This window comes from Collinsella sp. CLA-ER-H10 (assembly GCF_040092475.1).
GTDB lineage: Bacteria > Actinomycetota > Coriobacteriia > Coriobacteriales > Coriobacteriaceae > Collinsella.
In genome coordinates this window covers 15,345-39,368 of the sequence record NZ_JBBNLM010000001.1, presented here as the reverse complement: position 1 = coordinate 39,368, position 24,024 = coordinate 15,345, and the positions used below count along the sequence as shown (strand labels likewise).

At 59.3% G+C, this 24,024-nt stretch carries 20 protein-coding genes; all 20 read right to left on the bottom strand.

Going from position 1 to position 24,024, the window contains the following annotated elements; translation table 11 throughout:
- Positions 1 to 2: 2 nt before the first annotated feature.
- Positions 3 to 938: an ABC transporter permease gene (locus AAAX36_RS00150; RefSeq protein WP_022094886.1), complete on the bottom strand. Its 936-nt coding sequence runs from the start codon at positions 936 to 938 to the stop codon at positions 3 to 5.
- A gap of 14 nt (positions 939 to 952) precedes the next feature.
- On the bottom strand, positions 953 to 1,990 hold the full coding sequence (locus AAAX36_RS00145) for an ABC transporter permease (protein ID WP_117877270.1): 1,038 nt from the start codon (positions 1,988 to 1,990) through the stop codon (positions 953 to 955).
- A 156-nt stretch (positions 1,991 to 2,146) separates the two neighbouring features.
- Positions 2,147 to 3,823, bottom strand: coding sequence for an ABC transporter substrate-binding protein (locus AAAX36_RS00140; protein WP_035138882.1), 1,677 nt, complete (start codon positions 3,821 to 3,823; stop codon positions 2,147 to 2,149).
- A 291-nt stretch (positions 3,824 to 4,114) separates the two neighbouring features.
- Positions 4,115 to 4,369, bottom strand: a complete 255-nt coding sequence (secG, locus tag AAAX36_RS00135; RefSeq protein ID WP_006236144.1) for a preprotein translocase subunit SecG — start codon at positions 4,367 to 4,369, stop codon at positions 4,115 to 4,117.
- Positions 4,370 to 4,533: 164 nt separating this feature from the next.
- On the bottom strand, positions 4,534 to 6,087 hold the full coding sequence (gene gpmI / locus AAAX36_RS00130; RefSeq protein ID WP_035138883.1) for a 2,3-bisphosphoglycerate-independent phosphoglycerate mutase: 1,554 nt from the start codon (positions 6,085 to 6,087) through the stop codon (positions 4,534 to 4,536).
- Between the two features lie 5 nt (positions 6,088 to 6,092).
- On the bottom strand, positions 6,093 to 6,860 hold the full coding sequence (gene tpiA, locus AAAX36_RS00125; RefSeq protein WP_035138884.1) for a triose-phosphate isomerase: 768 nt from the start codon (positions 6,858 to 6,860) through the stop codon (positions 6,093 to 6,095).
- Entirely contained in the window at positions 6,853 to 8,043 is a 1,191-nt protein-coding gene (locus tag AAAX36_RS00120) for a phosphoglycerate kinase (RefSeq protein WP_349073636.1), read from the bottom strand. Before AAAX36_RS00120 ends, tpiA begins: the two co-directional genes overlap by 8 nt.
- 140 nt (positions 8,044 to 8,183) lie before the next feature.
- Complete coding sequence (gene gap / locus AAAX36_RS00115; RefSeq protein ID WP_055286941.1) at positions 8,184 to 9,209, bottom strand: type I glyceraldehyde-3-phosphate dehydrogenase; 1,026 nt, start codon at positions 9,207 to 9,209, stop codon at positions 8,184 to 8,186.
- Positions 9,210 to 9,402: 193 nt separating this feature from the next.
- Positions 9,403 to 10,332 carry a DNA-binding protein WhiA gene (gene whiA / locus AAAX36_RS00110; RefSeq protein WP_195503714.1) on the bottom strand — a complete coding sequence of 310 codons (930 nt, stop codon included), beginning with the start codon at positions 10,330 to 10,332 and terminating at the stop codon, positions 9,403 to 9,405.
- Between the two features lie 6 nt (positions 10,333 to 10,338).
- Positions 10,339 to 11,259 (bottom strand): RNase adapter RapZ, encoded by a 921-nt coding sequence (rapZ, locus tag AAAX36_RS00105; protein ID WP_349073635.1) that lies wholly within the window; start codon positions 11,257 to 11,259, stop codon positions 10,339 to 10,341.
- Positions 11,260 to 11,360: 101 nt separating this feature from the next.
- Positions 11,361 to 12,047, bottom strand: coding sequence for an N-acetylmannosamine-6-phosphate 2-epimerase (locus AAAX36_RS00100; protein WP_349073634.1), 687 nt, complete (start codon positions 12,045 to 12,047; stop codon positions 11,361 to 11,363).
- Positions 12,048 to 12,188: 141 nt separating this feature from the next.
- Positions 12,189 to 13,154, bottom strand: a complete 966-nt coding sequence (locus AAAX36_RS00095) for an ROK family protein (protein ID WP_022094876.1) — start codon at positions 13,152 to 13,154, stop codon at positions 12,189 to 12,191.
- Positions 13,155 to 13,250: 96 nt separating this feature from the next.
- Positions 13,251 to 14,171 (bottom strand): dihydrodipicolinate synthase family protein, encoded by a 921-nt coding sequence (locus AAAX36_RS00090; protein ID WP_195520698.1) that lies wholly within the window; start codon positions 14,169 to 14,171, stop codon positions 13,251 to 13,253.
- A gap of 68 nt (positions 14,172 to 14,239) precedes the next feature.
- Positions 14,240 to 15,091, bottom strand: a complete 852-nt coding sequence (locus AAAX36_RS00085; RefSeq protein WP_195622264.1) for an acetylxylan esterase — start codon at positions 15,089 to 15,091, stop codon at positions 14,240 to 14,242.
- Complete coding sequence (locus tag AAAX36_RS00080; RefSeq protein ID WP_195520700.1) at positions 15,084 to 16,061, bottom strand: acetylxylan esterase; 978 nt, start codon at positions 16,059 to 16,061, stop codon at positions 15,084 to 15,086. The genes AAAX36_RS00085 and AAAX36_RS00080 overlap by 8 nt, the downstream gene beginning before the upstream one ends.
- 80 nt (positions 16,062 to 16,141) lie before the next feature.
- Positions 16,142 to 16,969, bottom strand: coding sequence for an ABC transporter ATP-binding protein (locus tag AAAX36_RS00075; RefSeq protein WP_006236159.1), 828 nt, complete (start codon positions 16,967 to 16,969; stop codon positions 16,142 to 16,144).
- Positions 16,970 to 18,985 (bottom strand): dipeptide/oligopeptide/nickel ABC transporter permease/ATP-binding protein, encoded by a 2,016-nt coding sequence (locus AAAX36_RS00070; RefSeq protein ID WP_035138893.1) that lies wholly within the window; start codon positions 18,983 to 18,985, stop codon positions 16,970 to 16,972.
- Positions 18,986 to 18,988: 3 nt separating this feature from the next.
- Positions 18,989 to 19,945, bottom strand: a complete 957-nt coding sequence (locus AAAX36_RS00065; RefSeq protein ID WP_035138896.1) for an ABC transporter permease — start codon at positions 19,943 to 19,945, stop codon at positions 18,989 to 18,991.
- Positions 19,946 to 20,102: 157 nt separating this feature from the next.
- Positions 20,103 to 21,716 (bottom strand): ABC transporter substrate-binding protein, encoded by a 1,614-nt coding sequence (locus AAAX36_RS00060; protein ID WP_117564876.1) that lies wholly within the window; start codon positions 21,714 to 21,716, stop codon positions 20,103 to 20,105.
- Between the two features lie 364 nt (positions 21,717 to 22,080).
- Entirely contained in the window at positions 22,081 to 24,021 is a 1,941-nt protein-coding gene (uvrC, locus tag AAAX36_RS00055; RefSeq protein WP_349073633.1) for an excinuclease ABC subunit UvrC, read from the bottom strand.
- Positions 24,022 to 24,024 lie beyond the last annotated feature (3 nt).

The window sequence follows — 24,024 nt, the reverse complement described above, 5'->3', positions numbered from 1 at the left end:
CCTTATGCGTCCTTCATCTTGACGTCGAGGGCGTCGCGCAGACCGTCACCCAGCAGGGTGAAGGCGAGCACCGTCGAGAGAATTGCCAGACCGGGCATGATCATCATCCAGGGAGCGGTCAGAAGATACTGCTGACCGTCCTGAATCATGGAGCCCCACGAAGGCGTAGGCGGAATAACGCCCATGCCGAGGAAGGACAGAGCGGACTCGGTCAGAATGGCGCCACCAATGTTCATGGTTGCGTAGACCACGATAGAGGCGACGGAGTTCGGGAAGATGTGACGCACGACGATACGAGCATCGGATGCACCCATCGCGCGCGCAGCGTCAACATAGTCGTTTTCCTTGACCGTCAAGATTGCAGAGCGGAAGACGCGCGCAATCGAAGGCCAGCCGAGAATACCGATGGCGATAAAGACGTTCTGAAGACCACGACCGATAACGGCGATCATGGCGACAACGAACAGCACGTACGGGAACGCCAGGAAGATGTCCGCACAGCGCATGATGATCGTATCCCAGATGCCGCCGTAGAAACCCGCCAGAGCACCCATGACCAGACCGATCAGCGTGGAGATCGCGGTGGCCATAATGCCGACGGACAGCGAAACACGTGCACCGTAGATAACGCGGACGAGAATGTCACGACCTAGGGCGTCGGTGCCAAACGGGTGCTCGGCACACGGAGCCAGCAGCGACGTCTGAGCCATGGTGGTCGAGTCGGAAGCCGTCGGCGAACCGAGCCAGGGCTTAGCCCACAGATCTGCGGTCAGGGCAACCACAACGACGATGATGATCCAGCAGACACCGATAACGGCGAGCTTGTTCTTACGAAGACGCTTAAAAGCGTCGCCCCACAGCGTGCGGGACTTGGCGGGAGCAGATGCGGCCTTGGTGGCGGTAGCCTGCTCCTGAGACTGAGAATCAGTTTCCTGCATGAGACGTACCTCCCTTAGGCCTTATCCGACGGACCGCCAAGGCGGATGCGCGGGTCGAGGAATGCATAGCTAATGTCGACGAGCAGGTTGATCACCATGACGACGACGACGATGAGCGTAACGCCGCCCATAACGATGGGCCAGTCACGCATGCTAATGGCGCGATAGACCTCATAGCCGATACCGGGCCAGTTAAAGACCGTCTCGGTCAGGATGGCGCCCGAAAGCATGCCGCCAAAGTCGACACCAATATAGGTAACGACGGGGATGAGTGCATTCTTAAGCGCATGCTTGATGATGATCGCGCGATTGGAGAGACCCTTGGCCTTTGCCGTACGGATGTAATCCTGGTTCATGACGTCAAGCAGCTGCGAGCGCATAATGCGGGCGGCATAAGCGGTCGAAACCGAAGCCAGCGTAATGGTCGGAAGCACATAGTGCATCCAATCCTGATACTGAGAGCTGGAACCGCCGGCACCCGAGATCGGCATGGAGAATGCACCGCCCGTGGCGTCCTTGAGAATGACGCCAAAGAACAGCTGCAGCAACATACCGAGCCAGAAGGCCGGGACCGCAACGAGGATCGACGTGGTAAGCGTTACCAAAATATCCCAGAAGGAATACCGCTTTACCGCCGAAATGATACCCGCACCGATACCCATAATTGCCTCGAGCACGATGGCGCACGCGGCAAGTTTGACCGTATACGGATACTTCTGGGCAAAGATTTCCGTAACCGGCAGCTTGCGCTGATACGAATTGCCCAGATCGCCATGAAGCAGGCCGTTCATGTAATACAAGTAACGGTCCACGAGCGACGTTTGAACGGGATCGCCGTTCTCGTCAAGAATCGCGTTGCCGTCCTCGTCCGACTGGACTAGGTGATAGCGGACGCGAAGCTGAAGCTCCACCTCGGGGGACAGAGCCTTGTCTCCACCGATCAGCTTGATCGGATCTCCCGGCACGATATTCTGGAGGGCGAACAGAATCAGCGTAACGCCCAAAAACACCGGGATGAACTGAAGCACACGTTTAACGATGTACTTACCCATACCACTCCCCTATCTAGGGATTAACCTAAATGGGATGCCGATCGCCAGACCGGCATCCCAAAATTACCATCAGCCAGTTTACCCCAGGTTAGGGAGAACTGTATGTTTCCCATGAGGTCTACGTAAATACTTGACCCTCACGGAAGCTGCAAACTCTTAGGCGAGCTCAGCGGTACCCAGCTCGGCATGCTTCTGCGGATCGACATAGAGGTGCTTGATGCGATCGGAACCGACGATGGTGTGCGTGTAGAACATCACAGGGATGACCGGGCAGTCGGCAGCGACCATTGCGTCGGCCTCCTGCATCTTAGCGACGCGCTCCTTGTCGTCAACAATAGCACGAGCCTCGTCGACCTTGGCGTCGAACTCGGGGTTGCTGTAACCAGAGCGGTTGTCGCCACCGAGGGAGTCGGAATGGAACAGCGGATACAGGAAGTTGTCCATGATCGGGTAGTCGGCAATCCAACCCAGACGACCGAACTGATAGTTAAAGTTCTGATACTGCTCGAGCAGGGCAGACCACTCAGGGGTATCGGAGACAGCGGTAACGCCAACCTTGGCGAGGTCGCCGATGATGGACTCCATGATCTCCTTGTGACCGCCGTCCTGGTTGTAGGAAAGGGTCACGCTAATGCCACGATCCCCGTTAGCGCCAGCGGGAGCAACCTTGTCGAGGTACTCGTTAGCCTTGTCGACATCGTAGGCGCAGAACTCCCATGCGCCCTCCTTGTAGCCATCGATGCCCGGAGGAACAATGCCGTCGGCAGGGGTACGGGTACCCTTGAAGATGGTCTTGCAGATGGCCTCACGGTTGATGGCCAGGGAGATGCCCCTACGCAGGTCGGCGTTGTTGAACGGCTCGGCCGTGGTGTTGCAGGTCAGATAGTACGTGGAAGGCTCGGCGCCGAGCAGCATGCGCTCGCCGTCACCCATGGTGTAGCCGTCCTTGGACACGCCGCGATCCTTCTTGGCGGCATCGATCTGAGCAACGGGAACGTCGCAGACATCGAGGTTACCGGCCTGGAACTCCTTGTAAGCAGTCTCCATGTCCTTGATGACCTGGAAGTGGATGCTATCGATCTTGGCCTTGTCGCCATAGTAATCGTCGAACTTCTTGAGGTTGATCTCCTGACCATCCTCCCACTTGCCGTCCATCATGAACGGGCCGTTACCGACCGGTGCAAGGTAGAAGCTCTTGACATCGGACTCGGCGCACTCGGGAACCGGGGCCAGAGCCGGGTGAGAGGCGACGAAGGGGAAGTCGGCGTAAGCGGAAGACAGCTTGACGACGAGGGTCTCATCGTCGGGGCAAGTAACACCGCTGAGCTCGGTAGCGTTACCGGCAAGCAGGTCGTCATAGCCCTCGACCATAGAAAGGTGATAGGAGACCTCGGAAGGGCCGTACTCGGTAGCGATGGCCGACTTGGTGTTGACCAGACGCTCCCAACCGAGCTTGAAGGACTTGGAGGTAACGTCGTCACCGTTGTGGAACTTGGCCTTCTTGATCTTGAAGGTAAACTCGGTGGCGTCGTCGTTGGCCTCGAAGGACTCGCAAGCCAGCGGAACGATCTCGCCCTTCTCGGCGTCGTAAGAGGTCAAAGCGTCAAAGAGCTGGTACTCGACCTGAGTACCCTGATCTTCCTGAACATTGTAGGGGTCGATGCAGACCGGGTTGTTGATGTAGAAGTTCAGCGTCGAACCGGACTCAGAACCGGAAGTGTCGCCGCCCTTCTTGCCGCATGCGGCAAGAAAAGCCATAGAGCTCGCAGCAAGGGTGCCGCCGACAAAGGCGCGACGACCCATAACGGGCTGGTGGAACATAGAATCAGCCATGCCATCCTCCTTATGAGATAGGACAAAGTAAGTTCGGTCGGGCAACGTCAAGACAGCCCAATCGAACCATTCAAACGCGGTCCGCCGTTTTGGCTGGTTATACAAAGCGGGCCAACGTATTGCAATACAGTAGCGCATTTTATGCACGATTTGGGGCTAATTCCGGTTAACGGTCGAGATTTTCTTTAGTTGGGCGAAGTATATGAGGATATTTTGACTCTGTTACAAATATGTAAACAAAAAGGGTTCAGCACTTGCGGAACCCTTTTCAAATATTTATGTGGTTCGAGCTTAGTAGCCCACGATGCCCTGCGGGAAGAAGAACATGCACAGCACGACGCACACGGCAAACACGACAGCCATAATGACGGTCAGGCGGTCAAGGTTCTGCTCCATAACGCCTGTGGCTGAGCTGGAGTTATACAGCGAGCTGGCAATCATATCCGAAACGCCGGTACCCTTACCGGAATGCATCAGGACGAGAATCGTCAGCGCCACGGCAGAGACAGCCCAAACGACAAACAGAAGAATCTGGAACGGACCCATAGATAAGCTCCTTAATAGAACAATTCAAACTCCAGTACTGTACCACAATCCCCCGCTCTCCCCTACCTGCCACTCGGGGACGGGGTAGAAATGGCAGAAATACCAAAATGGGGGTTGCCCGAATATGGGCAACCCCCTTGCATGAAAACGCTTGGAGTTTTCTCTTAGGCCTCGGTGGCGAGCACGCGGCCCGTCATCTCGGCGGAAGGCTCCAGACCAGCCATGGTGAGCATAGTCGGGGCGATATCGGAAAGACGACCGTCCTCGATACCGGTGAGCTGTGCCTTCTCATCAACGATGATGAACGGCACGCGGTTGGTGGTGTGAGCCGTAAACGGATGCTTGGAACCGTCGGAAGCAACGTCAAACATGTGATCGGCGTTGCCGTGGTCGGCGGTAATCAGCGCAAAGCCGCCCTTGGCGAGAATCGCCGGGACAACCTTGGACAGGGCATCGTCAACAGCCTCGACAGCCTTAACGGCAGCGTCGAAGACACCGGTGTGGCCAACCATGTCGCAGTTCGCGAAGTTCACGATGTAGAAATCAGCGCGATCCTCGTTGATGGCGGCGACGAGCTTCTCGGTAACCTCGGGAGCGCTCATCTCGGGCTGCAGATCGTAGGTAGCAACCTTGGGGGAAGCGACGAGCACGCGCTCCTCGCCCTCCTTGGGCTCCTCGATGCCGCCGTTGAGGAAGAACGTCACGTGGGCGTACTTCTCGGTCTCGGCAGTGTGCAGCTGCTTCAGGCCATTGGCGGCGATAACGTCGGCCAGGACGTTCTCGGGGAACGTCTTGGGGAAGGCGACCTCGACGTCAAACGTCGGATCGTACTCAGTCATCGTCACAAAGTGCGAGAGCTTGATCTGCTCGCGCTCAAAGCCGTCGAACTCCTTGTCCGTGAACACGCGGGTCATCTGACGGGCGCGGTCGGGACGGAAGTTGAAGAAGATGGCCGCGTCGCCCTCGTGGATGCCCTCATTGTGGGCAGCGAAGGGCTCGACGAACTCGTCGCCGCGCGGATCCTTCTCGTAGTAGGCCTTGATGCCGGCAACGGGGTCGGTATCGGCATCGGACGCATTGACCATGACGTCGTAGGCACGCTGGATGCGCTCCCAACGGTTGTCGCGGTCCATCGCCCAATAACGACCCGAGACGGTGGCAACGCGAGCGTCGCAACCGGTCTCCTCGGAAATCTTGGCCAGGAAGGCGCAGAACTCGCTCATGTAGCCAGCACCGGACTGCGGGTCGACGTCGCGGCCATCCATGAAGGCGTGGACACGAACGGTCTTGACGCCATGCTCGGCAGCCATCTTGACCAGAGCCTCAACGTGGTTCATATGAGAATGAACACCGCCAGGGCTCATAAGGCCCATGAGGTGGAGAGTCTTGCCGTCAGCCTTGACATCGTCCATAGCCTTGACAAAAACCTCGTTCTTGGCGATGGAGCCGTCCTTGATGGCATTGTTGATGCGCGAAAGCTCCTGGAACACGATGCGGCCGGCACCGATGTTGAGGTGACCCACCTCGGAGTTGCCCATCTGGCCGTCGGGAAGGCCCACGTCCTCGCCCGAAGCGCCGAGCGTGGTGTGGGGGTACTTCTCGTACAGGCTATCAAGGAAGGGCGTCTTGGCAGCGGCGACGGCGTTCTCGCCATCGGCCGGAGCAAGGCCGCAACCATCCATGATGATCAGGAGTGCAGGAAGATGACGTTGTGCCATATGTCCTACTCGCCTGCCTTGACGACCATAGAGGCGAAGTCGGCAGCCTTGAGCGAAGCGCCGCCCACGAGGGCGCCGTCAACGTCGGGCTTGGCGACGAGCTCGGCGATGTTGCCGGGCTTGGCGGAACCGCCATACAGCACGCGGATGCCGTTGGCGAGCTCCTCGCCGAACATCTCCTTGAGGGTCTCACGGATAGCGCCGCAGACCTCCTGAGCGTCCTCGGCGGTAGCGGTCTTGCCTGTGCCGATGGCCCAGATGGGCTCGTAGGCGACGACGACCTGCTTGGGGCAGGTGATCTCAAGGCCAGCAAGGCCAGCCTTGACCTGGTTCACGACGTGCTCGACATAGGTGCCAGCCTCGCGGACCTCGAGGGACTCGCCGCAGCAGAAGACGGGAACAAGACCGGCGGAAACGAGAGCCTTAGCCTTCTTGTTCTGATCCTCGTCGGTCTCGTGGAAGTAGTCGCGACGCTCGGAGTGACCGATGATGCAGTAGGTGCAGCCAGCGGACTTGAGCATGTCGCAAGAAGACTCACCGGTGAAGGCACCCTTGGCCTCCCAGTACACGTTCTGTGCACCGAGGGCGATGGGGGCAGCCTGAATGCGGTCATGAACCGTGGTGATGTCGATGGTCGGAGGGCAGACGAGCACCTCGACGCCAGCCGGAACCTCGGGCAGAGCCTGAGCCAGCTCGTCGGCGAGCTTGGCGGCCTCGGCGACGTCGTTGTTCATCTTCCAGTTACCAGCGATAAGAAGGGTGCGATTAGGCATCGAGAAGCGCCTCCACTCCGGGCAGGGCCTTACCCTCGACGAGCTCCATGGAAGCGCCACCACCGGTGGAGATCCAGCTCATCTTGTCGGCCAGGTTGAACTTGTTGACAGCTGCGACAGAGTCACCACCGCCGATGATCGAGGTGCAGTCAGCCTCGGCGAGAGCCTCGGCGATAGCCTGGGTGCCGTGAGCAAAGTTGTCAAACTCGAAGACGCCCATGGGGCCGTTCCAGAACACGGTCTTGGCGCCCTTGACAGCCTCGGCATAGAGCTCCTCGGTCTTGGGACCGATGTCCATACCCTCACGATCGTCGGGGATAGCGTCGGAAGCAACAACCTCGGGGACAGCGTCCTCGCCAAAGTGATCGGCAACACGGTTGTCGATGGGGAGTAGGATCTTGACACCCTTCTCCTCGGCCTTCTTGAGCATCTCGCCGGCGCGCTCGACCCAGTCCTCTTCCTTGAGGGACTGACCAACGGACAGGCCCTGAGCCAGGAAGAAGGTGTAGGCCATGCCGCCACCGATGATCAGGGTGTCAGCGGAGTCGATGAGGTGATCGAGAACGCCGATCTTGGAGGAAACCTTGGAACCGCCGACGATGGCGACGAAGGGGCGCTCGGGCTCGGCGAAGATGCCGGTCAGCGTGTCGACCTCCTTCTCGAGCAAGAAGCCGGCGACGGCAGGCAGGTAAGCGGCGGGGCCCACGACGGAACCCTGGGCGCGGTGAGCGGTGCCGAAGGCATCGAGAACGAAGACGTCACCATAGGAAGCGAGCTTCTTGGCGATCTCGGGATCGTTCTTCTTCTCACGCTTGTCAAAACGGACGTTCTCGAGAACGAGGACCTTACCCGGCTCGACGGCGGCGACAGCCTCAGCAGCCTTCTCGCCGTAGGTGTCAGCGACAAAGGCAACGTCGAGACCAGAGAACTCAGCGAGCTTCTTGGCGACGGGCTCGAGGGACAGCTCGGGCTGGAAGCCGGTGCCCTCGGGACGGCCGAGGTGGCTCATGAGGATGACGCGAGCGTTGTGCTCAACGAGGTAGTTGATGGTGGGCAGGGCAGCCTTGATACGGGTGGTGTCGCCAACGACGCCATCCTTGATAGGCACGTTAAAGTCAACGCGGACGAGAACGCGCTTTCCGTCGACATCGATGTCGCGGACGGTCTTCTTGGTAAAGGCCATGTTTGCTTCTACCTTTCGTACGTGTCTGCCTCCCATTACGGCAGACGATTTCTTATAAAAAGGGCGCGACCCTAGGGTGTAAGCCCTATAAGGCCGCGCCCTTCTTTAGACGCTCAACGAGCTATTCGCTAAAAGCTAAATTAAGCAACGAACTTCTCGAAGTACTTGATGGTGCGGACCATCTGAGAGGTGTAGGAGTTCTCGTTGTCGTACCAAGAGGTGACCTGAACGAGGGTCTGGCCGTTGCCGAGGTCAGAGCACATGGTCTGAGTGGCGTCGAAGATGGAGCCGTGGGTCTCGCCGACGATGTCGCGGGAGACAATCTGGTCCTCGTTGTAGGCGAAGGTCTCGGGGATGGTCTCAGCGTAGGCCTTCATGGCAGCGTTGACCTCGTCGACGGTGACCTTCTTGTCAACGACGGCGTAGAGGTTGGTCAGCGAGCCGGTCGGCGTCGGGACGCGCTGGGCGGCACCGATGAGCTTGCCGTTGAGCTCGGGGAGAACCAGGCCGATGGCCTTGGCAGCGCCCGTGGTGTTCGGGACGATGTTCTCGGAGCAGGCGCGGGAGCGACGGAAGTTGCCCTTGCGCTGCGGGCCGTCGAGCGGCATCTGGTCGCCGGTGAAGGCGTGGATGGTGGTCATGATGCCGGACACGATGGGAGCGAAGTCGTTCAGACCCTTGGCCATCGGGGCGAGGCAGTTGGTGGTGCAGGAAGCAGCGGAGATGATGTTGTCCTCAGCGGTCAGCGTCTCATGGTTGACGTTGTACACGATGGTGGGCAGATCGCTGCCGGCCGGAGCGGAGATGACGACCTTCTTGGCGCCAGCGTTGATGTGGGCCTGGGCCTTAGCCTTGCTGGTGTAGAAGCCGGTGCACTCGAGAACGACGTCGACGTCAAGGTCGCCCCAAGGCAGGTTGTTAGCGTCGGCCTCCTTGTAGATCTTGATCTCCTTGCCGTCAACGGTGATGGAATCCTCGCCAGCAACGACCTCGTGATCGCGAGCGTAGTTGCCCTGCGTGGAGTCGTACTTCAGCAGGTAAGCGAGCATATCGGGAGAGGTGAGGTCGTTGATAGCGACGATCTCGGAGCCCTCATGACCGAACATCTGACGGAAAGCCAGACGACCGATGCGACCGAAGCCGTTAATAGCAACCTTTACTGCCATTGTGTCTCCTTTCGTAAGGCCCCCGCGAGCTACAGCGCCCGCCGTTGAGGCCCACAAACTAACCACTCGCCTAATATACCTTTTTTTTGACTTGAATTTCACGAGAATGCTCGAAATTGAAAATCAAATTTACGTTAAAACGTTTTAAATACTAAAATAGCAGCTAAACCCATATATAAGTCGTTACTTCAAACTACCTGTTTGCTTCAATGAGCTTTTCAAGCCGTAAAACACGATGGTAGAGGGCTGACTTCGACAAGGGAGGGTCAGCCATCTCCCCCAAATCACGCAGCGACAGATCGGGATAGCGCTCGCGCAGGTCGCAAAAGACCGCCAAGGCATCCGGAAGCGCATCACGAAGGCCACGCTGCTCGAGCTCATCGATAAGCGCAAGCTGATGTTGGGCGGCACCGGCGCTTCTGGTCTGGTTGGCGAGCTCGGCGTTCACGCGACGGTTCACATCGTTCTTAACCAACTTGACCGCGCGCGCCTCCTCAATCTCGGCAACGCTGCGCTTGGCGCCAATCAGCTTTAATAGATGCTCGATTTCCTCGGCGCTCTTAATGTACACGGCATATGACCCCCGCCGTGCATTAACACGAGCATGGACCCCAATCTGCTCCAACAGATCGCAAAGCCCCTTGGCATATTGCTCGCCCTGCACAGCAATCTCCAAATGAAAATCGCCGCGTGGATCGGCCACGAAGCCGCCCGCGATGAGCGCGCCGCGGATATAGGCAAGTCTACAGCAAGGACGGGCAACGATATGTCGGGGTACGCCGGCGACAAGTCCTCCCCTACGTTCGAGGATACCCAGCAGAACCAAGGCCTTATCCAGGTCTGGCTGATCAGGCAAGGTGATGAGGTAGTTTCGAACCTTATGCAATACAGATTTACGGACGGTGAACTCCGTTTTGAGCTTAAGGATACGATGCGTCAGCGTGATCATCGTGCGCGCGACGGCTCCCGTCTCAGTCGCAACCGTCAAACGATACCGCCCAGAGCCGGTAAGCGAGAGCGTACCGCTCACGCGCGTGAGGGCGGCAAGCGTCGACAAGTCGCAGTATTCACATTCGGGTTCGCAGCGCGCAAGCTCGTCGCGCACCTCAGCGGTAAACGACATGCAGGCCTATGCCTTCGTGTTGGCGCGCGACAGGTCGCGGTGGGAGATGCTCACATGATACTGAGCGCCTTCCAGGTAACGGGCCGTGGCCTCGGCAATGGCAACGCTGCGGTGCTGGCCGCCCGTGCAGCCGATGGCGATAGAAAGCTGCGGCTTACCCTCCGCGATATAACCGGGCATGACCGTATCGAGCAGCTGTGTCCAAGCCTTCCAAAACTCCTGCGTCTTGGGATGGTCCAGAACAAAATCGGAGACCTTTTTATCGAGACCGGTCATCGTGCGCATCTCGGGATCGTAGAACGGATTGGGCAGGAAGCGGACGTCGATCATAATATCCGCTTCGACGGGCATGCCGTGCTTAAAGCCAAACGAGAACACGTGGACATCCATAAGCTGCTGGTCGGACAGCTCGGAAAATGCCATACGCAGCTTGTTGCGCAGCGCAGGGGTGCGCAGACGGCTCGTGTCGATAATCATATCGGCTCGGTCGCGCACGCCCTGCAGCTGAAGGCGCTCGCGCTGAATGGCATCGGCCGTAGTCTCCCCCGGCTTGGCAATGGGATGACGGCGGCGATTTTCGCTGTAGCGACGAATCAGCACCTCGTCAGAAGCCTCCAGGAACACGATGTCGCAGCTCATCTCGCGCTCTTCGAGAGCGGCGACCGCATCGAGCAACTCGTCAAACAGTCCCTGGCTACGCAAATCGCAGGTGACGGCGAGATGCCTGCCCACGCCCGTATTGATGCCGACGAGCTCGGCAAGCTGGGCGATGAGACGCGGAGGCAGGTTATCGATGCAAAAATAGCCCATGTCCTCGAACACGTGCATGGCCTGTGTGCGGCCTGATCCGGACATTCCGGTGATGATGACGATATCGGGGATGCGCTCCGAGCGCTCCGCCGCATCCATGGCATCTCCCTTTTGCATGTGTTGCCTCCCGAAAACAAGCGCGGGACCCAGCAACCCGGATCCCGCGCGGTCAATTGCCTATATTGAGTATACCGCCCCGAGCGGATACGAGGCCTGTCTTACGCCTCAAGCGCAGCCTTGAACCAACTCGTAATACTCGTGGGGTGCGTGATGGCGGTGCCGACGACAACGGCCCAGGCGCCAGCATCGATCGCGGCGCGAGCCTCCTCGGGCGTATGCACGCGACCCTCGCAAATGATGGGAAGGCCGGGGAATTCCTCGGTCGCCTGACGCAGGAGCGGCAGATCGGGGCCATCGGCCATGGTGCAGTCGATGGCGGCAACACCATGAGACAGCGTGGTGGACACCAGGTCGAAGCCCATGTCGACAGCACGACGAATATCCTCGATGGTGGCACAGTCGGCCATCAGGAGCACGCCCTCCTCGTGCAGCGGACGGAAAGTATCTTCGACGGTCTTGCCATCGGGACGCGGACGATCGGTGGCGTCGATCGCCACGATATCGGCACCCGCAACAACGCAGGCGCGAGCGTGGCGCAGCGTCGGCGTGATGTAAACGCCCTCGTGCCCATCCTTCCACAGGCCGATAACAGGAACCTCACAGCGACCCTTAATGGCGGCAATGTCGGCAAGGCCCTGGCAGCGAATGGCGGCGGCGCCGCCGAGCTCGCAAGCGCGAGACATTTGAGCCATGGTCTCAGGCGTACGAAGCGGCTCGCCCATATACGCCTGAACGCTCACGACGAGCTTGCCCTTCAGGGACTGGATCAAAGGATCAACGGTCATGTTCGACTCAACCTTTCTCAAAAACAGCCTTCTGAGACACCGCACCTTGACGTTCAAACCGTCGCTCGCGTACCGAAGTACGCTTCGCTCCTCTTTCACGTCAATCTGCGGCACCTCAGAAGGCGCACTTGGTAGCTATGTTTATTTCAACGACGCAAGAAGGTGTTCGGCGGCACCGATGAGCGGAGCATCGCCCTCCAGAGAACCGATGAGGATCGGCGTGTCCTGAAGCGGATCGAGCGCCTGGCTGGCATAGCCCTCGTGTACCGAATCCTTCCACGTCTGTGAACGCCAATCGGGACCTTGGTGAATCACGCCACCCGAAAGCACGATGACCTCAGGGTCCAGGATGTTAGCGAGCGAGCCCAAGCTGGCACCCAGCGCAAAGCCGGCGTCATGGATGACCTCGGTCGCCTTTGCGTCGCCCGCACGGCACAGGTCGTTCACATCGCGACCGACCGAAGGACGGCTGGGGTCGACGCGACCAAAGCGCTCATCGTACATACGACCAATGGAAGTGCCCGAAGCAACCGACTCCAGATGGCCGGAACGCCCGCAGGCGCAGGGAATACCGGCGGCAGCCGAGCACTCGATGTGGCCCATATGGCCAGCAGCACCATGGAAGCCCTGCATCACGCGGCCGTTCTCGACATATGCGCCACCGATGCCCGTACCGATGCCAAGACACAAGACGGAGAACTTGCCCTTGCCGACGCCCCAGTGGGCCTCGCCCAGAGCATGAGCCTGCACGTCGCCTACAACGGCAACGGGAAGACCGAGGTCCTCGCGCAGGCGCGGCCCCAACTGAACACCGGACCAGCCGGGCATGATCTCGTTGGCATACGCGATGGCGCCCGTCTTGGGATCGACGACGCCGGCGGCACCGATACCGACGCCAAGGACCTCGACATCGGGATTCGCCTCGAGAGCAGCCTTGATGGACGCCTCGATACGTTGGAAGACGGCCTCGCCGCCCTCTTGGGCCTCGGTGGGAACCTCGGCCTCAAAAACAGGATGGGGCACACTACCGTCAGCCGGGTACTCCATGATGGCAGTCGCGATCTTAGTTCCGCCGATATCGACAGAGCAGACGTACTTGTTCTCCATGTCGCTCTCCTTAGGAGATAAAAAACAACTACAGGAAATGCGCCGTCAGGCTAGCCGTCACAGCGCGGAAAAGGTTTCCAGGTGCCCGGGGAAGCTTTACAGGAGACCGTTGTCCTGGAGGACCTTCTTGATCGCCTCGACGTTCTCGCCGGTCATAGCCTTCACCGGGCGCGGCATGGTCGGGCTGTCGAAGATACCCATGAGGTTCATAGCGGTCTTGAAGGCGCCGACGCCACCGGCATAACCCTGGACGCCCGAGGTGACATCCCAGATGTGCGAAATCTCATTGAGGCGATCCTGCTCGGCCTTGACGGTAGCCCAGTCACCAGCCTGAGCGGCCTTCCACTGACGCACGTAGCCCTCGGGCTCAACGTTGGCGAGACCCGGAACGGAACCGTCGGCGCCACCGAGGTAGGCGCCGTCGACAACAACCTCGTGACCGGTGAGGATGCTCATCGGATGGCCGTTCTTCTCGTTCTCCTGAACGAGGTAGCGGAACGAGATGTCATCACCCGAGGAATCCTTGACGCCGGCCAGAACGCCCTCGGCACCGAGCTTGGCAAGGAGCTTCCACGGGAGCTTGGTGTGGACACACACGGGGATGTCATAGGCGAAGATGGGCAGGTCGAGTTCCTCATGCAGGATGCGGAAGTGCTCCTCGACCTCGGTCATGCCCTGCAGGGCATAGAACGGGCAGGTGGCGACAAGCGCATCGGCGCCCAGCTCCTGAGCGACCTTACCGTGCTCGATCATGCGCTCGGTCTCGGTGTCGATGATGCCGACCAGAACGGGAACGCGGTGGTCGACGATACGGACGGCCTCGGAGATGATCTGACGGCGACGCTCGTCGGTGGAGAAGACGACCTCGCCCGAGGAGCCCAGGAAGAACAAGCCATCGACGCCGGCATCGATCATGCGGTTGATGCTGCGCTCAAAGGAGGCAACATCGAGCTGGTGGTCTTCGGTATCGGGAACAACGACGGGAGGGATAACGCCGGTGAATTTCTGAGTTGCCACAAGAATCTCCTTAGTTGTCTGGTGGGCAGCCCTATGCCGCCCACTCTTGTTGGCAGTGTCCAGGCCGTCTAGGCCAAAGAACACGAGTAGAACGTTTGGTTAAAAAAGTCGACGACTTCGTTTTCGAACGCATTGATGCGCTCGTGAGCGTATTTGGCATAGATGATATGTCTCCGGTCACACTCAAGACCGTTGAATACGGCAAACTGATCCTTGGGATCGCTCACGGTATCCATGAGCGATGTGCCCATGAGCACCGATCCGCGCACCCGAGACGACAGCGCCTCGAGGCCGCCAGGAAGCGGATTGGCAACCGCCGTGCAGGCGAGACCCCGCTCGTCCAGAGCAGAAACCGCCAGCGCGACTCCGCCGCCTAGACCCTCGCCCCATGCAAAGATGCGGTCGGGGTCCATGCCATCAAGATTGCGCGCCACCTTCGCCAGCGCGCAACCCCAACGGACGCGCTCGACAAAAGCGGGCGAAGAAATCCCCCGCTGCAGGTCGTCCGCACCAGCAACATCGTCATCCAGCGCGAGGACGGCATACCCCATGGCGGCAAATCTCGTCATGTGATGCCAGCCGCGCACAGGCCGATCGATATCGTGGAACATCAGGCACAGCGGCACGCGCTCAGACACTCGGGCACGACCGACAGGCTCGATCAAACGAGCGTGAATCGCATCGTCACCGAGCTCAAAGGAGACCTCCGAGTAACGGGCGCAGGGGTTAACAAAGTCAATCGCCGTAATGGCCAGGCCTTGAATCTCAAGATTCGAAGCGCATGTCTCTAAATCAGAAACATCTGCTTGGACATCACCGCGCCAGTCCCGATATTCTGCGAGCCTTGACGAAACCGTTCCAGGAATTCCCACGAGCCCGGGGACAATCAGCTCATTAACATTGCTCTCGCACTTAGACATGAGCCTCCCCTCCCTTGCAGAAAAACGGAATGATCAGATCGTCAAAATCCTGAATCTCCTCGTGGCCAAAGCCTTCAAAGAACTCATGACGCTTTTCGCAGGTCAGGTTGTTATAGACCGCAAACTGCGTCGCTGGCGGGCAGACGATATCGGCTGTGCCGGTGCCAAACAGCACGGGGCATTTGACCATAGGGGCAAAGTTCTTGGAATCGAAGTACGCCAGCTTGGCATAGGCTTCGTCAATACGAGTCGAGTCCTCGTCAAACCAGCGAGACCAATAGCGCAGGCCCTCGTAGGCAATGTCGTCTGCATCCAAATCCCAGACTAGGCGGAAATCTGACAGGAAGGGATAGAGGATGGCGGCACGATTGATAAGCTCGCTGTTAAGCGCACAGGTCGCAATGCCCAAACCACCACCCTGCGACGCGCCGTTCACAAACACACGGGAAAGATCGATGCCCTCGAGCTCGCGAACAATACGGCACAGGATGCGAATATCTTGGTGCAAGCGGACATAGTAGAGGTTGGCCGGGTCGCCGTCGATGCCGGCGACGATATGCCCGGCAACCGTTGTGCCCTCAAATCCACCAATGTCCTCGGAGGGACCTCCTTGGCCGGGGCAGTCGAGGGCGATGAGTGCCATGCCCATGCCCGCAAACGACGCCTGCTCAAACCAGCTGCGGCTTGCACCCGGATACCCATGGAACTGAAGCACCAATGGCACGGGCTCGTCCGAGACGGGTTTAAGGTACTTGGCATGCAGGCGAGCGCCACACATGCCGGTATACCAGAGGTCGAAAAGTTGGCAGGTCGCGGCATCGGTGACCGATGCCGTGTCGATCGCATAGTCAAGCCCGACGGCGTCGGCCTCGGCCATGCGATCCTTCCAAAAGAGATCGAAATCTGATGGACGGGGCATGGCGCCTCGATATTCACCAAATTGATGTTGTAGCTCCTGAGCACTTGGCATGGCTCGTGAACCCAACCTTTCGAAATCGCAACGGAGGTGCGCCCGGCAAGGGAACCGGGCGCACGGGAGGGAAAGCGAGGCTATTCGCCGAGCTTGGGGTGCAGCAGCGACGGCGCAGCGCCGAGCAGCATCTTGGTGTAGGGGTCCTGGGGATGCTGGAAGACCTGCTTGGCCTCGCCCTGCTCGACGATCTTGCCGCCATTCATAACGATGATGTCGTCAGAGATATAGCGGACCGTCTGGATGTCATGGCTGATGAACACCATGGCCAGGCCGAGCTCCTTCTTAAGGTCGGTCAGCAGGTTCAGAATCTGCGCGCGGACCGAAACGTCCAGAGCCGAGGTGGGCTCGTCGGCGATGATGGCATCGGGGTTCAGCGACAGGGCACGGGCAATTGCGACGCGCTGGCGCTGGCCGCCCGAAAGCTGACCGGGAAGAACCTCGGCGGCGGAGCTGGGCAGACCGGTGAGCTCCAGGAGCTCTTTGACGCGCTTCTCCTGCTCGGCCTCGGTACCCAGGTTGTGGACGCGCATGGGGTCGAGCAGTTGCTCGCGAACGACCATGCGGGGGTTGAGCGCCGTGGCCGGGTTTTGAAACACGACCGAGATGACGCGACCCATGTGGCGACGGTCCTCGGCGGTACGTTTGGTAACGTCCTTGCCCTTAAAGTAGACCTTGCCGCTCGTGGGGGCCTGCAGGCCGCACATGACGTTGGCGGTGGTGGACTTACCGCAACCGGACTCGCCGACGATGCCGATGGTCTGTCCGGGCATGAGCTTAATCGTTACACCCTGGACGGCGTGAACCAGGTTGGGGTGCAGAATCGAGCCGGTACGGGTCCTAAAGGTGACGTGGACGTCATCAAGGAAGATGATCGGCTCGACGCCGTTGACTGCGGTCTCGCTCATCTACATCACCTCCGCGTGAGGGGTCAAACCATTTGCCTTGAGCACCTCGTCGGGGAGCTCGGAATAGAAGTGCTCGGTGCCGGGCACGCGCTTGAAGACCGGACGGGTGTCCAGGCCAATACGCGGATGGCTCGAGCGGGGCGCGAAGCGATCGCCCTTGGGGAAATCGCGCGGACTCGGAACGGCGCCGGGCACCTGGTGCAGGCGGCCCGAACCGCTCTCGATGGACAGAACGGAACCCAGAAGACCGCGGGTGTACTCGTGGATCGGGTTAGTGAGCAGCTCCTTGGTGGGTGCCTGCTCGATAACCTGGCCAGCGTACATAACCGTGATGTTGTGGGCGACCTCGGCGACCAGCGCCAGGTCGTGCGAAACGAAGATCATGGCAAAGCCGAGCTTGGCCTGAAGATCGTTGAGCAGCTTGATGACCTGCTTCTGGACGGTAACGTCCAGAGCGGTCGTGGGTTCGTCGCAGATGACCAGCTTGGGGTCGCGGGTAAGGGCCATAGCGATCAGGACACGCTGACGCTGGCCGCCGGAAAGCTCGTGCGGATAGCTCTCGAGCGTGCGCTTGGGATCGAGGCCGACGAGCTCCAGGAGCTCCTCGGCGCTGCGGGTTCCGCCGCGCTTGGTGAGCTGCTTCATCTGGGCAGAGATGAGCATGGAGGGGTTGAGCGAGGACAGGGCGTCCTGATAGACCATAGCGATATCGGTACCGCGCAGGCCGAACCACTCCTTCTTGCTCATCTTGAGCAGGTCACGGCCCTCCCAGAGGACCTCGCCGGAAAGGTGCTCGTCATCGTCGGTCAGGCCCATGATGGCCAGCGTGGTGATGGACTTACCGCAACCGGACTCGCCCACCAGGCCCATGGTCTGACCAGGACGGACGTCAAAGTTGACATGGTCGACGACGTTGATATCACCGTGATGCTCAAACTGGATGCAGAAGTCACGGACCGAGAGAATCGGTTCAACAGACTCGTCGGGCACATGGCGATCGTCACGCTTGAGCTCGACATCGCGCAGGGCGCCAAGGCGAGCGGAGAGGGACTGGGCCTGCTCCTTGTAGGCTCGAACGGGGTCGGAGACCAGCAGGTCGGCCTCGCGACGCTTGGAGGAATCGGTGGGATCCAGGGCGGCGGAGGGAGCAGCGGCCATGGCGTCGGTAATGCCCTCGGAGAGGATGTTGAGCGCCAGGCAGGTGATCATGATGGCCAGGCCCGGGAACAGTGCCTGCCACCAACGGCCGGCGAGCACGCCGCCGCGGGCGTCGGCGAGGATGTTGCCCCAGGTAGCGGTGGGCTCCTGGATACCAGCGCCGATGAAGGTCAGCGAGGCCTCGAAGATGATGGCGTCGGCGACCAGGGTAACGGTGAAGACCATGATCGGGGCGATGCAGTTACGCAGAACATGCTTGATCAAAATCCACGGAGCCTTGGCGCCGGAAACGATGACCGCGCGGACATAGTCCTCGCCGTACTCGGACACGATGTTGGCGCGCACGATACGGGCAATCTGCGGAGTGTACATAAAGCCGATGGCGAAGATAATCGACGGCACGGAGTTGCCCAGGATGGAGACAAAGACGGCCGCGAGGGCGATGCCCGGGATGGACATGATGATGTCCAGGATACGCATGATCGTCTCGGAGACGGCCTTGCGCGAAACCGCTGCAAGGGCGCCCACGACCGAGCCGCAGACCAGAGCCATGGCGGTGGCGCCAAAGCCGATAATCAGCGAGTAACGACCACCGTAGAGCATACGCGACAGAATGTCGCGACCCTTATCGTCGGTACCGAAGATAAATCCGTTGCCGGGAGCCTGGCGAGCCGTAAAGATCTCGACCGGGCTATAGGGGGCAAGAAGGGGCGCCAGAATCGCAGTCAGGGCGACCAGCACCAGCACGACGGCGGCAATCTTAGAAGACAACGTCATCTTCTTCCAGCCACCGAGCTTGAGCCCCTTGGAGGCAGCCTTCTCGAGCTGCTCGGTTTGCTTCTCTCGAATCTTTACCATAATCTACACCGTCCTGATGCGCGGGTTGATGAGCAGGTAGAGCATGTCAACCACGATGTTGATGATGATGAAGGCGAGAGCAACGACGATAACGACGCCCTGAACCAGGTTCGCCTCGTTGCCCTGAACGCCCTGCAGAATCGCAGTGCCCATGCCGGGGAGGTTGAAGATAACCTCGATGACGACGGCGCCGCCCATGAGGTAACCGATCTTAAGACCGAGGGTGGTGACCGGGGTGATCAGCGCATTGCGAAGAACGTTGATGCCGACGACGACCTTCTCGGGAACGCCGGCGCCGCGAGCCATACGGACATAATCCTTGTCGAGCTCCTCGACCATGGCGGTACGCACGATACGAGTCATCTGGCCCGTCAGCGGAAATGCCAAGGCGATAGCGGGCATGATCATACGTCCCAGATAGCCAACCGGATTCGTGGTGAAGTGAGGCAGAGCACCCGATGCCGGGAGCACCTTAAGGTAGGAAGAGAACAGCAGGATCAACAGAACGGCAAGCCAGAACGACGGGGTTGCCAAGCCGGCGATGGAAAAGACGCGGATCACTTGGTCCGGCCATTTGTCGCGATACAGTGCCGCGATGACGCCGAGCAAAAACGAAACGACCGCACCGATGGCAAGACCGATAAAGGTCAGCTGCATCGTGACGGGCAGGGCCGTGGAGATGCGCTTGGCAACGGAGTTGCGAGCAGCACCATAGGTGCCCATGTCGCCATGGATCAAATCGCCCATATAGCGCACGTAGCGCACGGGCCAGGGGTCGTCCAGACCATACTTCTCATGGTACTCGGCAACCGCCTCGGGCGAGGCACCGTCACCCAACGCCGTGTAGGCGGGGTCGGTCTTGGAGAACGACATAAGGAAGAACACCAGGACGGTGACGCCCAATGCCATGATCGGCAGCGCCACAAGACGCCTTCCAATCAAACGTAGCAAGTTGTTCACGTTCTCTCCCCTTTCTTTTGTCGGTAGGACCAACTGGTATATGAGTACGGGTACTCATTACAAGACCCGAGCGACATCGTTGCCGCCCGGGTCTTTGTTTCAACTATGAGGATACGGCCCCAATGACCGACATCCTGCATACAGACTCAAGCGAGTCTTACGCCTTGACGGTCGCAACGCCCCTGAAGGACATGCTCGTCGTGCCGATGCCCTTGAAGCCATCGAGGGCCTCGCCGTTGGGCGCAGTGGACGGATCGTCCCAGGAAGCGGAGACGGTCTTGACGTGGACAACGGGGTACAGAACGGCGTTGTCGGCAATGATGTCGAAGCACTCGTTCCACTTCTTCTGCTGCTCGTCGCCCTCGGCGGCAAGAGCCTCGTCCATGAGACTGTGGAGCTTCTGCCACTCAGCGGACTCCTTCCACGGGCAACGGGTCTGCATCCAGACGTTGTCGCCGTACCACCAGTTGAGCAGCAGGTCGGGGTCGGCGCCGAAGCAGGAAGGATCGCCAGGGGCAAGGAGGATATCGTAGGCCTCGCCGCCGTCGATGGCAGCGTAGGTGGCCGGCGAGGTATCGGTCTGGATGGTCACATCGAAGCCGAGAGCGTCGAGGTCGTTCTTGACCTGGGCGGCCATGCCCTTAATCTGCTCGTTGTCGGTGGTGCGCAGGGTGATGGCACCCGGGGTGATGCCAGACTCCTCGATGAGCTTCTTAGCCTTCTTGGCGTCGGTCTTGTACACCGTGGAAGCCTCATGATAGTTGGTGAAGCTCTTGGGCAGGTAGCAGCTGGCAGCGGTGGCAAGGCCGGCGAAGGTGTTGCTGACCATCTTCTCGGTGTCGAGCGCATACATGACAGCCTGACGGACCTTGACGTTGTTCCAAGGCTCCTTGGCGACGTTGAACATGATGAAGCGGGTGCCGAAACCCTGAACGTTATCGATCTTGCAGCCGGCGCTCTCAAGCTGGTCGACGGCGTCAGCGGTAACGAGCTCCATAACGAGCGTGGAGCCCTCCTGCTGAGCGGTAACGCGAGCGGTGGGGTCGGTCAGGATGCTGTACTGGATCTTCTTATCCTCGGCAGCATACTCACCGTTGTACTCAGGATTGGGAACCAGGGTAATCTCGGTATCGGAGATAGAGTCGTACATCCAGGGGCCGGAGCCGATCGGCTGCTTGGCGCGATCCTCCTCGGTCTGAGTGGCCGGGGTAACGCGGACGATGGCCAGACGATCCTTGAGCAGGGAGAAGTTGGGGACCTTGGTCTTGACCGTCACGGTGCTGGCGTCCTTGGCCTCGATGGACTCGAAGGGCTGGAAGAACGGAGCATAGGTAGCGGAAGCGGCGCAAGCGGTGTAGGAGGCAACGACATCGTCAGCGGTGACCTCGGTGCCATCGGAGAACTTGGCGCCCTTGCGGATGGTGACCTCGAAAGTGGTGTCGTCCACGGACTTAGGATCGTCGGTGGCGAGTTCGTTGAAGGTGCTGTAGTCGTGGTAATCGATGCCGTAGAGGCCCTCGACGACGTGCCAGTTAGCACCCAGGCCCACAGCGGAGCCGGTGCTGGCGGGATCGAAGCTGGACGGAGCGTAAGCGGAACCAGCGGTGATCACGCCGCCGCCACGGTTAGCGGAATCGGTGGAACCGGAAGCGGAACCCTCGTCGTTAGAGCTGCCACCGCAGCCGGTGAGACCAAGCCCTGCGACAGCAGCGACGCTGCCGGTGAGGCCGAGGAACGAACGCCTGGACATACCCTTGTTGATGATGGCCATGTCTTCTCCTATCAATAGAGAATCTTACTCGGGAGCATCTAGACTTGCCCCCGCGCAACTTGCGGACGATATATACCTTACCTACCGACGAACCCAACTGAGGTGCCGCGCTCGGCGACCGATACATACATACGCTTGAACGGTATTTACTACCGTTCACCGAATTCGTTGACAAACGATTCGCCAGACAGTATGTATCGGCGAGGTGAGATATCAGTCTTCGTCAACCCGCAGGATAGCAGGGTTTTCGCATGGGTTAGTCAAACGTTTTAGCGTTAATAAAACCCGAAACCAGCAGGCAATCATGGCGAAATAAATGGTTGAAAATCGCGCAATCATGTATATCAGTTGTTTAGGCTCGTGTTTAGCTATCGGAATGGCCAGCCGCCGCCTCGGCGCGCTCGGCATTCCACGCAACGAGCGCCTCGTGGACCGCCTTGGCAACATCGGCAGGTATGCCGCGAACTTCCGCGATCTCTTGCTCGCTCGCCGCGCGCAAACGCTTCATCGAGCCAAAATGGCGCATAAGGGCACGTTTTCTGGTGGGTCCCACGCCTGGAACGTCATCGAGTACCGAAACTGTCATGGCTTTATCACGCAACTCACGATGGAATGTGATTGCAAAACGGTGCGATTCATCGCGCACCTGTTTAATTAGATAGAGCGAAGCAGACCCGGTCGGCAGCACGACGGGAGTCTCGTCCCAAGGCACGAAAACCTCCTCATCGGCCTTTGCCAAGCCACAAACTGGTATATCGAGCCCAAGAGCCTCAAGTTGCTTGATCGCAGCGGTCAATTGCGGCTTACCGCCATCGACAACGAGCAAATCGGGGCGCGAGCCAAAGCGCTCGTCGGCCATGCGCTCGGGAGCATAGCGTCGTCCCAAAACCTCGGACATCGACACGAAGTCGTTTGCCTCGTCCAATTCGGCCTGAATTTTAAAACGACGGTACTGGCTCTTGTCGGCGCGTCCGTTGGTAAACACCACCATCGAGGCGACGGTAAAGGTTCCATGCAGCGTCGAGATATCGAAGCACTCGATACGCATCGGCGGCGCCGGCAGCGCCAGCGCGCTTTCGAGCTCCAGGAGCGCTTGATTGGTGCGGTCGTCAGCGTACCCCGTTCGCATCATGTAGCGCATGAGGGCATGGCGCGCATTTTTGGATGCCATATCGAGCAAACGGTGCTTTTCGCCACGCTGCGGCCTATGGAGATGGCAGGAACGCTCGCGCTTGCCTGCAAGCCACTCCCCCAGCGCCTCCGCATCCTCAAGCTCGACAGAGAGGTTTATCTCAGCTGGAATATCAGCCGTCTCGTCGTAATAGCGCTTAAGAAAGCCCGACTGGAGCTCTTCCTCGTCAACATCAAGACCCTTGTCAAGAATGAACTCGCAGGTGCGAACTGTTCGGCCCTCACGCACGACAAAGACGCAAGCGGCAGAGATGGTCTCCTCGCGATAGAAACCGATGACATCGATATCGACACTGGAGGGAAAAACGACTTGCTGACGGTCGTCCAGACCCCTGATGACCTCCAAACGACGCTTGACGCGTGCCGCGCGCTCAAAATCGAGTGCCTCGGCGGCATCCGCCATCTCGGAAGTCAGCTCGTCGACGACATCCTTGCGATGGCCCGACAAAAAGCGCTCGACACGCTTGACGTTCTTGGCATAGTCTGCCGGGGAAATCGCGCCGACACACGTACCCGGCCCGCGCCCGACATGGTAGTCGAAGCAGGGACGCCCGTTTTGTGCGCAAATCATATTGACGATGTCTTCCTCGCCCTTGTGGGACTCGATGATACGGCGACAACGACGCCACTCCGCACAGGATGCAGAGCAGATGGGGATAACCTTGCGCAGCGTATCTATCGTCTCACGTGCCGCACGGCTATCGGTATAGGGTCCAAAATAGCGCGTTCCCGGCTTATGACGCTCACGCGTGTATTTGATAGCGGGATACAGGTCGCCCTTTGTAATGGCGATAAAGGGGTAGCTCTTGTCATCCTTGAGGTCGACGTTAAAGTACGGATGGTACTGGCCGATCAGGTTGCGCTCGAGTACAAGCGCCTCATGCTCGGTTTCGACAACGATGTAGTCAAAGCTCGCCACCAGCTGCATCATCAGCGGGATCTTTTGACGCTCATCCTGCAGCGTCACGTACTGGCGCATACGGGAACGCAGGTTTTTCGCCTTGCCAACGTAGATGACATCGCCCTTGGCATCCTTCCAAAGGTAGCATCCGGGCTGCGTGGGAACGCGCGAAACCTGCTCGGCGAGTGTTGGAATGTTGTCGTGACCGGCCACACG

Coding starts and splice junctions, on each gene's coding strand:
- AAAX36_RS00150 (WP_022094886.1), bottom strand. CDS start 938: ATGCAGGAAACTGATTCTCAGTCTCAGGAGCAGGCTACCGCCACCAAG.
- AAAX36_RS00145 (WP_117877270.1), bottom strand. CDS start 1,990: ATGGGTAAGTACATCGTTAAACGTGTGCTTCAGTTCATCCCGGTGTTT.
- AAAX36_RS00140 (WP_035138882.1), bottom strand. CDS start 3,823: ATGGCTGATTCTATGTTCCACCAGCCCGTTATGGGTCGTCGCGCCTTT.
- secG (WP_006236144.1), bottom strand. CDS start 4,369: ATGGGTCCGTTCCAGATTCTTCTGTTTGTCGTTTGGGCTGTCTCTGCC.
- gpmI (WP_035138883.1), bottom strand. CDS start 6,087: ATGGCACAACGTCATCTTCCTGCACTCCTGATCATCATGGATGGTTGC.
- tpiA (WP_035138884.1), bottom strand. CDS start 6,860: ATGCCTAATCGCACCCTTCTTATCGCTGGTAACTGGAAGATGAACAAC.
- AAAX36_RS00120 (WP_349073636.1), bottom strand. CDS start 8,043: ATGGCCTTTACCAAGAAGACCGTCCGCGACATCGATGTCGACGGAAAG.
- gap (WP_055286941.1), bottom strand. CDS start 9,209: ATGGCAGTAAAGGTTGCTATTAACGGCTTCGGTCGCATCGGTCGTCTG.
- whiA (WP_195503714.1), bottom strand. CDS start 10,332: ATGTCGTTTACCGCTGAGGTGCGCGACGAGCTTGCGCGCTGCGAACCC.
- rapZ (WP_349073635.1), bottom strand. CDS start 11,259: ATGCAAAAGGGAGATGCCATGGATGCGGCGGAGCGCTCGGAGCGCATC.
- AAAX36_RS00100 (WP_349073634.1), bottom strand. CDS start 12,047: ATGACCGTTGATCCTTTGATCCAGTCCCTGAAGGGCAAGCTCGTCGTG.
- AAAX36_RS00095 (WP_022094876.1), bottom strand. CDS start 13,154: ATGGAGAACAAGTACGTCTGCTCTGTCGATATCGGCGGAACTAAGATC.
- AAAX36_RS00085 (WP_195622264.1), bottom strand. CDS start 15,091: ATGTCTAAGTGCGAGAGCAATGTTAATGAGCTGATTGTCCCCGGGCTC.
- AAAX36_RS00080 (WP_195520700.1), bottom strand. CDS start 16,061: ATGCCAAGTGCTCAGGAGCTACAACATCAATTTGGTGAATATCGAGGC.
- AAAX36_RS00075 (WP_006236159.1), bottom strand. CDS start 16,969: ATGAGCGAGACCGCAGTCAACGGCGTCGAGCCGATCATCTTCCTTGAT.
- AAAX36_RS00070 (WP_035138893.1), bottom strand. CDS start 18,985: ATGGTAAAGATTCGAGAGAAGCAAACCGAGCAGCTCGAGAAGGCTGCC.
- AAAX36_RS00060 (WP_117564876.1), bottom strand. CDS start 21,716: ATGGCCATCATCAACAAGGGTATGTCCAGGCGTTCGTTCCTCGGCCTC.